The 11,260-nt window shown below is 72.8% G+C and carries 8 protein-coding genes; 2 read left to right on the top strand and 6 right to left on the bottom strand.

The features are described from left to right. The coding region (locus tag ADY01_RS25945; RefSeq protein WP_049578351.1) for a GNAT family N-acetyltransferase at window positions 1–1,040 on the bottom strand (1,040 nt) is incomplete at its 3' end. A gap of 97 nt (window positions 1,041–1,137) precedes the next feature. Between ADY01_RS25945 and ADY01_RS25940 the strand changes: the two genes are divergently transcribed. After that, the gene (locus ADY01_RS25940; protein WP_049578350.1) at window positions 1,138–1,425 is read left to right on the top strand and encodes an HPr family phosphocarrier protein; all 288 of its coding nucleotides are present in this window, start codon (window positions 1,138–1,140) and stop codon (window positions 1,423–1,425) included. A 103-nt stretch (window positions 1,426–1,528) separates the two neighbouring features. On the opposite strand, the gene ADY01_RS25935 is transcribed toward ADY01_RS25940, so the two are convergent. The 3 genes from ADY01_RS25935 to ADY01_RS25925 all read right to left on the bottom strand — a co-directional run bounded on the left by ADY01_RS25935 (window position 1,529) and on the right by ADY01_RS25925 (window position 5,233). Next, window positions 1,529–2,206: a GntR family transcriptional regulator gene (locus tag ADY01_RS25935; protein ID WP_049578348.1), complete on the bottom strand. Its 678-nt coding sequence runs from the start codon at window positions 2,204–2,206 to the stop codon at window positions 1,529–1,531. 256 nt (window positions 2,207–2,462) lie between these two features. Beyond that, window positions 2,463–3,830 carry a M16 family metallopeptidase gene (locus ADY01_RS25930; RefSeq protein WP_107081822.1) on the bottom strand — a complete coding sequence of 456 codons (1,368 nt, stop codon included), beginning with the start codon at window positions 3,828–3,830 and terminating at the stop codon, window positions 2,463–2,465. Between the two features lie 17 nt (window positions 3,831–3,847). Next, a complete protein-coding gene (locus tag ADY01_RS25925) occupies window positions 3,848–5,233 on the bottom strand; it encodes a M16 family metallopeptidase (protein ID WP_049578345.1) in 1,386 nt (461 codons plus the stop codon). Window positions 5,234–5,380: 147 nt separating this feature from the next. Between ADY01_RS25925 and ADY01_RS25920 the strand changes: the two genes are divergently transcribed. Beyond that, entirely contained in the window at window positions 5,381–7,834 is a 2,454-nt protein-coding gene (locus ADY01_RS25920) for a DNA gyrase/topoisomerase IV subunit A (protein WP_049578343.1), read from the top strand. A 1-nt stretch (window position 7,835) separates the two neighbouring features. On the opposite strand, the gene ADY01_RS25915 is transcribed toward ADY01_RS25920, so the two are convergent. Both ADY01_RS25915 and ADY01_RS25910 read right to left on the bottom strand, forming a co-directional pair. After that, complete coding sequence (locus tag ADY01_RS25915) at window positions 7,836–8,912, bottom strand: CobW family GTP-binding protein (protein WP_049578353.1); 1,077 nt, start codon at window positions 8,910–8,912, stop codon at window positions 7,836–7,838. 76 nt (window positions 8,913–8,988) lie between these two features. Further along, entirely contained in the window at window positions 8,989–11,223 is a 2,235-nt protein-coding gene (locus tag ADY01_RS25910; RefSeq protein ID WP_049578341.1) for a discoidin domain-containing protein, read from the bottom strand. Between the last annotated feature and the right edge of the window lie 37 nt (window positions 11,224–11,260).

Raw genomic sequence — 11,260 nt, 5'->3', positions numbered from 1 at the left:
GGGCTGGCGTTGAGCCGGACGGCGGGGGCGGTGTTGATGACGCCGAACGCGTTGGGTCCGATGATGCGCATCCCGTGCGAGCGGGCCCGGTGCACCAGCTCCCGCTGCTCCTGCCGGGTGTGCCCGGCGGCGAGGATCAGCAGCCCCTGCACGCCGTGCTCGCCGCAGTCGGCCAGCGCCTCGGCGACGCGGTCCGCGGGGACGGCGAGCACGGCCAGGTCCACGGGGGCGCCGATGGCGGCGACGGAGGGGAACGCGGGAACGCCGCCGAGCTCGGACGCGCCCGACGGGAGGGCCGCGTTGACCGCGTACAGGCCGCCCGGGTAGCCGCCGGCGCGCAGCCCGGCGAGGACGGTACGGCCGGCGCCGCCGGGGCCACGGCTCACGCCGACGACGGCGACGCTTCCGGGGGCCAGCAGCCGCTGCACGGACCTGGCCTCGGCACGCTGCTCGCGGGCGCGCATGACGGCGACGGACTCGGCGGTGGGTTCGAGGTCGAGGGTGAGGTGGACGGAGCCGTCGGCGAAGCTGCGGCGCTGGGAGTACCCGGCGTCCGTGAAGACCTTGATCATCGCGCCGTTGGCGGGCAGCACCTCGGCCTCGAACCCGCGGATGCCGCGCTCCCTGGCCACGGCGGCGATGTGTTCGAGCAGGGCGGACGCCAGGCCGCGGCCCTGGTGCGCGTCCTCCACGAGGAACGCCACCTCGGCCCGGTCGGCGGATCCGGTGGCCGCGGCCCCGTGCTCGTCCACCCGGTCGTAGCGGACGGTGGCCAGGAAGGCGTCGCCCACGGTGGCGGCGAGTCCCACGCGGTCCACGTAGTCGTGGTGGGTGAAGCGGTGGACGTCGCGGTCCGAGAGGCGGGGGTAGGGCGCGAAGAAGCGGTAGTACTTGGACTCGTCGGAGACGCGCTCGTAGAAGCTGACCAGCCGGTCGCCGTCCGCCGGTGTGATGGGCCTGATGTGCGCGGTGCCGCCGTCGCGCAGCACCACGTCGGCCTCCCAGTGCGCCGGGTAGGGAGTCTTGGCGGGTGGGGCCATGGCCTCAGCGTACGGTTGTGCGTGTCCGCAGGGGAGGCCCCGCGCCTCCCGTCGTGGCCACCGATCCGCGTACCTGTTCACCCCGGAGGGCTCCATCATGGCCGAGCGCCGCGTCTCCATCGGCTGGGCAGAGGGGCTGCACGCCCGTCCCGCCTCGATCCTCGTCCGCGCCGCCATGGCGACAGGCGTCCCGGTGACCATCGCCAGGCAGGACGGGCACGCCGTGAACGCCGCGTCGATGCTGGCGGTCCTGAGCCTGGGCGCCGAGGGGGGCGACGAGGTGGTGCTGGCCTCGGGGGCCGATGACGCGGCGGCGGAAGCCGCGCTCGACCGGCTGGCGAAGCTCGTTTCCGAAGGACTCGAGGAGCTTCCGGAAACCGTGTGAATGACGCGTGGCGAAGGCCGTTAATTCCGGGCAGCAGAAATACGCGGCTCCGAATCCGGCGGCGGAATTCGCATCGTTAATCCTCAGGTGTATACGGTCGCCGTTAAGTCTGACCGCGCACCGTGTTTACGGCAGGTTTCGGGCTTCTCACAGTGACCGCGTGGAACTGGCGGCGGGCCGGGGTCGCGCGTTCGAGCTGGGCCGCGGCCAGGGCCCTGGCCCGCTCGGCGTCGCCGCGGGCGATGGCGTCCACCAGGGCGCCGCGCTCCTGCCAGAGCACCACGGCGCGGGAGACCGGCTCGCCGGTGTAGAGCCAGCTGATCTTGCGCCGGAGCTGAACGAGGAGCGCGGTGAGTCCCGGGCTGCACGTGGCCTGGGCGACCGTCTCGTTGAACCAGTCGCCGAGGGAGCGCAGGTCCGACTCCTGCCCCTGGCCTGCGCGCTGGCGCCCGAGGCGCACAAGCCCGCGCAGGACTTTGAGGTGCGCCTCCGTGCGCCGCTGCGCCGCCCTCGCCGCGCCGAGCGGCTCCAGGAGCGCCCTGATGTCGAGCAGGTCGGCCGCCTCGCGGTCGCCGAGCTCGGCCACACAGGCACCGGCGTGCCGCCGGGAGACGACGAACCCCTCGGACTCCAGCGTGCGCAGCGCCTCGCGCACCGGGACCCGGGAGACGCCGTACCGCTGGGCCAGCTGTTCCTCGGCGAGCCGGGCCCCGGGCGGGAGAACACCGCCGACAATGTCGTCACGGATCGCCGTGCATACCGTGTGCGCGGAGATACGCATGAACAACCCCCACAGGCAAGCCGGCGTCAGCCCTGTCGCATTACTACCGGGTCACTGGACCGAACTGTATGGCAAAACCATGGGTATGCCGATAGCGCCCCCCCGAAATTCCGGCCATGTTCGGCCGTGCACCCGAAGCCTTCACGGGTCGACGGGAATCGGCACGGATACCGAACGGGCGCCCGCGCCGGGGCGGCACGGCCGTGCCGCCCCGGCGGTCCCGGGTGCCGGGGCGGCACGGTGGGCCGGGCGGCCGTCAGCCGCTGACCACCGTCACCTCGCCGATGCCGAGCTCCCGCACCGGCTCGGCGATCTTCTCGGCGTCGCCGACGAGCACGGTCACCAGCCGGTCGGCGGGGAACGCCCGGACCACCGCCGCCGTCGCCTCGACGGTGCCGGTCTCGGCCAGCCGGGCGTACAGCCGGGCCTGGTAGTCGTCGGGCAGCTCCTCCTCGACCTGGTCGGCCAGCGTCCCCGCGACGGCGGAGGCGGTCTCGAAGCTCAACGGCGCCACCCCCACCAGGTACTGCGCGGCGGAGTCGCGCTCCTCGTCGGTGAGCCCGTCGGCGGCGAGGTCGCGGAGCACCTTCCAGAGGTCCGCGAGCGCGGGCCCGGTGACCTCCGTGGCGACCGAGCCGCGGATGCCGAGCAGCGACAGGCCCGTGCCGTCCGCGCGGGAGAGCAGCACCTGGCTGAACGCCCTGACGCCGTAGGTGTAGCCCTTCTCCTCGCGCAGGACGCGGTCGAGGCGGGAGGTGATGGTGCCGCCCAGGCAGTACACGCCGAGCCGGCGGGCCGGGTGCACCGGGTCGTGCCGGTCGGACCCGGTGCGGCCGATGAGCAGCTGCGTCTGCACGGCGCCGGGGCGGTCCACGACGATGACGCGGCCGGTGTCGTCCGCCTCGACCGGCTTCCAGACGTGCGGCTCCGCCCGGGTGCCGGTCCAGGCGCCGAGCGTCCGCTCCAGCTCCGCGTCCAGGTCGACGCCGGTGAGGTCGCCCACCACGACGGCGGTGGCGCCCGCCGGCCGGACATGGGCCTCGTAGAAGCGGCGCACGGCCTTGGCGTCGATCCGCTCGACGGTCTCCGCGGCGCCCTGCCGCGGCCGGGACATCCGGGACTCGGCGGGGAAGAGCGCCCCGTACAGCGCCATGGCGGCGCGGCGGGCCGGGTTGGCCAGCTCGTGCGGGATCTCGTCCAGCCGGTTGGCGACCAGGCGCTCGATTTCGCTCTCGGCGAAGGCCGGGGCGCGCAGGGCGTCGGCGAGCAGCTCCAGGCCCCTGCTCAGGCGGGTGGCGGGGACTTCGAGCGAGACGCGGACGCCGGGGTGGTCGGCGTGCGCGTCGAGCGTGGCGCCGCAGCGCTCCAGCTCGGCGGCGAACTCCTCGGCGCTGTGCCGGTCGGTGCCCTCGTTGAGCGCGCGCGCCATGATGGTCGCCACGCCCTCCTGGCCCGTGGGCTCGGCGGCGAGCGGGGCGGTGAGGTTGACCTCGACGGCGATCAGCCGCTGCCCGGGGCGGTGACTGCGCAGCAGGGTCAGCCCGTTGGGCAGGCCGCCGCGCTCGGGCTCCGGGAACGCCCAGGGCGTCGGCTCCCCTGCGGAAGGCCGGGGGTGGAGCTGCATGGTGGACGTGGCGTCGGTCACTGGACCGCCCCTTCGGCGTCGGCTTCCGTCTCGTCGGCTTCGGTGGCTTCTGTGTCTCCGGAGTCCTCTCCGGCGTCGTCACCGGGCCCGGTGGGCTCGTAGACCAGCACGGCCCGGTTGTCGGGGCGCAGCCTGGCGGCGGCGACGGCCCGTACCTCCTCCGGGGTGATCTCCAGGACGCGGCTGACGGCGGTGAGGGCCAGCTGGGGGTCGCCGAAGAGCACAGCGAAGCGGGCGAACTCGTCCGCCCTGCCGCCCACGGTGGCCAGCCGGTCGAGCCACTCGCGCTCCAGCTGGGCCTGGGCGCGTTCCATCTCCTCGGGTGTCGGGCCCTCGGCGGCGAACCTGGCCAGCTCCTCGTCGACGGCGGTGTCGATCTGCGCGATCTCGGCGTCGCCCGAGGTCTTGACGTCCAGCCAGCCCATCGAGGGCGCCCCGGCCAGGCGCAGCAGGCCGAACCCGGCGGTGACGGCGGTGCGGTCGCGGCGGACCAGCCGGTTGTGGAGGCGGGAGGACTCGCCGCCGCCGAGCACGGTGAGTGCCAGGTCGGCGGCATCGGCCTCGCGGGTCCCGTCGTGCGGCAACCGGTAGGCGGCCATCAGGGCGCGGGCGGGGACGTCCTCCTCCAGCAGCTCCCGCAGCTCCTCGCCGACGGTGTCGGGCAGGGTGCCGTCGCGCGGGGGGCGCTTGCCCTCGTGGGAGGGGATGGAGCCGAAGTACTTCTCGACCCAGGCCAGCGTCCGTTCCGGGTCGATGTCGCCGACGACGGCGAGCACCGCGTTGTTGGGCGCGTAGTAGGTGCGGAAGAACTCCTGCGCGTCGGCGAGCGAGGCGGCGTCCAGGTCGGCCATCGAGCCGATGGGCACATGGTGGTACGGGTGCCCCTCGGGGTAGATCATCGACGTCAGCCGCTCGAACGCCGTGCCGTAGGGGACGTTGTCGTACCGCTGGCGGCGCTCGTTCTTGACGACGTCGCGCTGGTTCTCCAGCGACTCGTCGTCCAGCGCGGAGAGCAGGGTGCCCATCCGGTCGGCCTCCAACCACAGCGCGAGCTCCAGCTGGTGGGCGGGCATGGTCTCGAAGTAGTTGGTGCGCTCGAAGCTGGTCGTGCCGTTGAGCGAGCCGCCTGCCCCCTGGATGAGCTCGAAGTGGCCGTTCCCCGGGACTTGTCGCGACCCCTGGAACATCAGGTGCTCGAAGAGGTGCGCCAGTCCTGTACGGCCCTTGACCTCGTGTCGCGAGCCGACGTCGTACCAGAGGCAGACCGCGGCGACCGGGGTGAGGTGGTCCTCGGAGAGCACGACGCGCAGTCCGTTGCGCAGCCGGTGCTCGGTCACTGAGAGCCCGCCGACGGAATCCTGCGGGATGGCCGTGTGGCCCATGGGAATGGGGTCCCTTCGCTCGGACGGTCGAGATCCCCGCCACCTTATGCAAGGTGAGCCGGGGTGTGCGAAGTTCCCGGTTGTCGGCGCAGCGGGCCACAATGGTCCGCGGTAACCCGTCCACCCGTACGAAGGAGCCCTGCCGCGATGGCCCGCCGCAGCACGCAGTCCCCGCCTCCCGAGGATTTCGAGGAGCGCATCCTCGACATCGACGTCGTCGATGAGATGCAGGGCTCTTTCCTCGAGTACGCCTACTCGGTGATCTACTCCCGCGCGCTGCCCGACGCGCGGGACGGGATGAAGCCGGTGCACCGCCGGATCCTCTACCAGATGCACGACATGGGCCTGCGCCCCGACCGGGGGTACGTCAAGTGCGCCCGCGTCGTCGGCGAGGTGATGGGCAAGCTGCACCCGCACGGCGACACGGCGATCTACGACGCGCTGGTGCGAATGGCCCAGTCGTTCTCGATGCGGGTGCCGCTGGTCGACGGCCACGGGAACTTCGGCTCCCTGGGGAACGACGACCCGCCCGCCGCCATGCGGTACACGGAGTGCAGGTCGGCGCCCGCCGCCGGGCTGATGGTGGACTCGATCGACGAGGACACGGTCGACTTCGCGCCCAACTACGACGGCAGCGAGCGCGAGCCGGTGACCCTGCCCGCCGCCTATCCGAACCTCCTGGTGAACGGGTCGAGCGGCATCGCCGTCGGCATGGCGACGAACATGGCCCCGCACAACCTGGGCGAGGTCATCGCCGCCGCGCGGCACCTGATCCGGCATCCGTCGGCCGACCTGGCCGCCCTGATGCGCTTCGTTCCCGGGCCCGACCTGCCGACCGGCGGCCAGATCGTCGGCCTGGACGGCATCCGCGACGCCTACGCGTCGGGCCGGGGCACGTTCAAGATGCGGGCGACGACGACCGTGGAGAAGGTGTCGGCCAGGCGCCGGGGCCTGGTGGTCACCGAGCTGCCCTTCACGGTCGGCCCGGAGAAGGTGATCGGGAAGATCAAGGACCTGGTCAACGCCAAGCGGCTCCAGGGCATCGCGGACGTGAAGGACCTGACCGACCGGGCGCACGGGCTGCGCCTGGTCATCGAGGTGAAGAACGGGTTCCACCCGGAGGCCGTCCTCGCCCAGCTGTACAAGCTGACGCCGATGGAGGAGACCTTCGGCATCAACAACGTGGCGCTGGTCGACGGCCAGCCCCTCACCCTCGGCCTGCGGGAACTGCTCCAGGTCTACGTCGACCACCGGTTCGAGGTGGTGCGGCGGCGCAGCGAGTTCAGGCGCGGCAAGCGGCGGGACCGGCTGCACCTGGTCGAGGGCCTGCTGGTGGCGCTCATCGACATCGACGAGGTCATCAGGATCATTCGCTCCAGCGAGAACGCGGCGCAGGCCAAGGACGGCCTGATCGAGCGCTTCGGGCTCTCGGACGTGCAGACGCAGTACATCCTGGACACGCCGCTGCGCCGGCTGACCCGCTTCGACCGGCTGGAGCTGGAGTCCGAGCGGGACAGGCTCAGGACGGAGATCGACGAGCTGACGCGGATCCTGGACTCGGACTCCGAGCTGCGGAAGCTGGTCTCCGGGGAGCTCGCGGAGGTCGCGAAGAAGTACGCGACGCCGCGGCGGACGCTGCTGCTGGAGTCGGAGGGCGAGCGCGCCGAGGCGATGCCGCTGGAGGTCTCGGACGACCCGTGCCGGGTGCTGATGTCCTCCACGGGCCTGCTGGCGCGCACGGCGGACGGGGACGCGTCCTTCGACGCGCCGCAGCCGTCCTCGCGCGGGAAGCACGACGTGGTGGTCTCCGCCGTCTCCTCGACCACGCGCGGCGAGGTGGGGGCGGTCACGTCGACGGGCCGGCTCCTGCGCCTCGCGGTGGTGGACCTGCCGCAGCTGCCGCACCGGGCGTCGGGGGTGAGCCTGGCGGGCGGGGCGCAGATCTCCGAGTTCCTGTCGCTGGGCGCGGACGAGCGGGTGGTGTGCCTGACCTCGCTGGACGAGTCCTCGCCCGGTCTCGCGATCGGCACCGAGCAGGGCGTGGTCAAGCGGGTCGTCCCCGACTACCCGGCCAACAAGGAGGAGCTGGAGGTCATCTCCCTCAGGGAGGGCGACCGGATCGTGGGCGCGGCCGAGTTGCACACCGGCGACGAGGACCTGGTCTTCATCACCAGCGACGCCCAGCTGCTGCGGTACCAGGCGGGGCAGGTCAGGCCGCAGGGCCGCGCGGCGGGAGGCATGGCCGGGGTGAAGCTGGCGCAGGACGCGAAGGTCCTCTCGTTCACGGTGGTGGATCCGGCGCGTGACGGCGTGGTGTTCACGGTGGCGGGGGGCACCGGCACCCTGGACGACTCGCTGGGGAGCGCGAAGCTGACGCCGTTCGACCAGTACCCGCGCAAGGGGCGGGCCACGGGCGGGGTGCGGTGCCAGCGGTTCCTGAAGGGCGAGGAGCGGCTGACGTTCGCCTGGGCGGGCTCGACGCCCGCGCGGGCGTCGACGGCCTCGGGCGCGCCGGTGAGCCTGCCGGACCCCGACCCGCGGCGCGACGGCTCGGGCACGCCCCTGGCCAAGGCGGTGGCCGTGATCGGCGGGCCCGTGTAGGTCAGCCGTCCCGGTCCGCGGCGTCGAACGGCTCGGCCACGTCGAACGGGTCCTCGACGGGGAACGGCTCGGCGGCGTCCCGGCCCTCGACGTAGCGCAGGAGCTCGCCCATGCCGTCCCCGGCCCCGGTGTCGCCGGGGGCGGGGGCGGCGACGCAGGCGGCGAGCTCCTCGCGCAACGCCTCCGTGTCGATGCCCGAGCCGATGAGGACCAGCTCGGTGCCGCCCTCGGGGGGCGCCGGGTAGAAGCGGAGGAAGCGGCCCACCGCGTGGACGGCGAAGCGCTCGGCGCCCACCCGCAGGAACCCCTTGACGCGGTAGAGCCCCTCGGGCCTGGTGTCGAGGAAGCGCATCAACGGGCCTGGCGCGAGCGGCGCCTCGGCGGTGAACGCCAGGCTCTCGTAGTGCACGTGCGGGTGCTCCCCGGCGGGGGTGTCCGCGGCGGCGAGGAGGTCGGCGAAGGAGAGCTGGCGCGGCCCCCCGCCGCCGCCCGGCACCCCCGCGGGGTCGAACAGCAGGCGCGGGTCGACGCGCCCGTGCACGGCCTCCACGACGGGCGCGCCGGCGCCGAGCCGGCGCAGCTCCTCGCGCAGCGCGCGACGGGTGGCCGCGTCCACGCGGTCGGTCTTGTTGAGCACGACGAGGTCGGCGATCCCGGGGTGGCGGGTGTGCCGGTGCTCGGCCGCGTCGACGACCTGGACCAACCCCCCGTAGACGATGCGCCGGTTCTCGCTCGCGAGGATCATCCGGATCAGCGCGGGCGGCTCGGCGAGGCCGCTGGCCTCCACCACCAGCAGGTCGATGGCGGCCTCGGGGCGCGCCAGCCGGTCCAGGGCCGCGTCCAGGTCCTCCGTGTCGACGGCGCAGCACAGGCAGCCGTTGCCGAAGGAGGCCATCGCGTCGACCTGCCCCGCCACGGTCATGGCGTCGACGGGGATGGACCCGAAGTCGTTGACGACGGCGCCGATGCGGACGCCCGCGCGGTTGCGCAGGAGGTGGTTGAGGAGGGTGGTCTTGCCCGCCCCCAGGAACCCGGCGAGCACGATGACCGGGATCCGCCCGCTGGTTGTGCCGTTCATGGTCCGCACGATAGTGGCACTCCGGCGGCGCCGGAGAGGTGCGCCGCCGGAGTGCCGGCCCGGGTGCGACCGGGCGTCAGCGGAGGTAGGCCTCCAGCTCACCGAGCTGGCCCGCGGGCCAGCCGGTGTTGGTGGTGAAGGCGAGGTGCAGGTAGCGCACTTCGGTGCCCGCGGGCAGGGTCTGGCTGACCTCGTTGCCGCTGGCCGGGTTGAAGGTGTAGGGACGCGAGCCGACCAGGTCGGTCAGCGAGCCGGGCTGGTCGCCCCCGCGCAGGGTGATGGTCTGCGTGCGGGTCTGCCAGGCGGCGCTCGGGGGCAGTTTCAGGACCAGGCGCCCCACCTCGATCGGCTCGCCGAGGTCGACGGTCAGCGTCTGGGGGAAGCTGTTGTTCGAGGACTCCCAGTAGGTGGAGGCGTCGCGGTCCACCGCGCGGGAGCCGCTGTAGACGTCGGAGTGGCTGGAGACCGTGACGGGCCGGCCGGCCGCGAGGTTGCGGTCGGGGTTGGGCTCGCCGGGGGTGTCGCCGGGCTGGGGCCAGGCGGAGCAGTCGGTCCACTCGCCGTCCCAGCCGGAGTTGCCGCCCCCGTCGTTCAGCCGCATCGGGCTCACGCTGGTCGGGTAGGGGCAGTTGTAGACGCCCGTGACGCCGACGCCGGTGGCCCGCAGGTTGCTGATGGTGGCCTCGCCCGTGGTCTCGGCCTGGAAGACGACCGTGCCGACGTTCTGGACGGTGGCCCCGTCGATGGTCACGTTGTTCGCGGCGAGGCCGGTCCCGCTGCCCGAGACGAACTGGAAGGCGCTCCAGGGGCTGTCGATCACCGTGGTGTCGGTGATCCGCACATCCGCCTCGATCGGGTGGTTGTAGGGGTCGACCCGCAGGGCGGACATCGGGTGGTTCCAGTTGGGGTTCATGGCGCCGGTGCGGACCAGGGTGTTGCCGTCCACGGTGGTGGTGCCCGACAGCGGGAAGAACGGCTGGAGGAACGCCTGGTTGGAGATGGCGATGCCGCTGCCGAGGGCGTTGGTGTCCTGCACCAGGTTGTTGCGGACGGTGATGTTCTCGCCGCCGTAGATGGCGATGCCGTTGGCCAGGTTGGGCTGGATGACCGTGTTGCCGTCGAAGGTGGCGTTGCGGTTGATCTGCGGGAGCGACCACATGGCGAGCGCGTCGTCACCGGTGTTGCGGACGTAGTTGTTCCGCACGGTGATGTTGTTCGCGTTGCCGTTGAGGTTGAGGCCGTCCGCCGCCATGTCGACGATGCGGTTGTCCTCGACCACCAGGCCGTCGTTGGCACCCGTCATCCACAGGCCGACCTTGAGGCGCTGGAGCCACATGCCGGAGACCGAGGAGTTGGCGCCGAGGTTGCCGTTGACGGCGTTGTCCGGGTTGCTGTCGACCCGCTGGGTGACGTCGCCTATCACGGCGAAGTCGGCGAGGTGGACGTTGCCCGGGGACTGGCCCTGGTTGATGAAACGGGAGCTGCGCACGATCGAGTGCCAGTTGCCCGCGCCCTCGATGGTGACGTTCTCGACGTAGAGCGGCTGGTTGACCCGGAACGTGCCCGGCGGGATCCAGACGGTGCCGCCCCGCGCCTGGGCGACGGCCTGCACGAACGCCTGGGTGGAGTCGCCCTGGCCGGTCGGGTCGGCGCCGAGGTCGGTGACGTCGAGGGCACCGGCCGGCGGCTGGGCCGGGGCGGCTACCTGTTCGAAGTCGACCGAGTCGATGGTGTACGGGCCCGCGCTGTCGTCCGCGTCCACCTGGAGGGTGACGGTGTCCCCGGCGGCGAGGTTCTGCCCGAGCTGGAGCCGCCCGTGGTTGAAGAAGTGGTGCGTCTTCGACCCGGCGATCCACGGGGCGTCGAAGTAGGCGAACTGGGAGGTGGTCTCCAGGCGTTCGTCCAGCTTCTGGCCGTTCGCGTAGACCGACAGGGTGCCGGTCCTGTTGTCGGGCAGGTTGTACACGACGGTGACCGCGTTGGCCGGCTCGGTGAGCGTGAACTCCACGCGCTGGCCCGAGGTGATCGTCACCGCCTGGCGTCCCGATGCCTCGGAGGCGACCGTGCCCTGGGTGTAGTCGGGGCCGATCAGTGAGCCGTTGTGCTCGCCGTCCTCGGCCTCCTGGGTGACAAAGGGGAGATCGGCCCCGGCCAGCGGGGCGACGTCGGCGGCCGCGGCGGACGGCCGCGCCGGCTCGTCGCCCTGGGCCGGGGCCGTGGCCCCGAAGGCGCCGAGGACGGCCGCGCACGCTCCGAGGGTGAGCGCCGCACGCAGCCGCGGACGGGACCGCGCTGCTTGTGGTGCGGTCATGGCATTCCCTTCCATGGGGGGTGGGGGTGGGGTCTGT

It is taken from the genome of Streptomyces sp. SBT349 (assembly GCF_001083795.1).
Lineage (GTDB): Bacteria > Actinomycetota > Actinomycetes > Streptomycetales > Streptomycetaceae > Streptomyces.
Note: the sequence above shows the minus strand (reverse complement) of the source record. Positions and strands in the feature narration are given on the sequence as shown.

Coding starts and splice junctions, on each gene's coding strand:
- ADY01_RS25910 (WP_049578341.1), bottom strand. CDS start 11,223: ATGACCGCACCACAAGCAGCGCGGTCCCGTCCGCGGCTGCGTGCGGCG.
- ADY01_RS25925 (WP_049578345.1), bottom strand. CDS start 5,233: ATGGGCCACACGGCCATCCCGCAGGATTCCGTCGGCGGGCTCTCAGTG.
- ADY01_RS25915 (WP_049578353.1), bottom strand. CDS start 8,912: ATGAACGGCACAACCAGCGGGCGGATCCCGGTCATCGTGCTCGCCGGG.
- ADY01_RS25920 (WP_049578343.1), top strand. CDS start 5,381: ATGGCCCGCCGCAGCACGCAGTCCCCGCCTCCCGAGGATTTCGAGGAG.
- ADY01_RS25930 (WP_107081822.1), bottom strand. CDS start 3,830: ATGCAGCTCCACCCCCGGCCTTCCGCAGGGGAGCCGACGCCCTGGGCG.
- ADY01_RS25940 (WP_049578350.1), top strand. CDS start 1,138: ATGGCCGAGCGCCGCGTCTCCATCGGCTGGGCAGAGGGGCTGCACGCC.
- ADY01_RS25935 (WP_049578348.1), bottom strand. CDS start 2,206: ATGCGTATCTCCGCGCACACGGTATGCACGGCGATCCGTGACGACATT.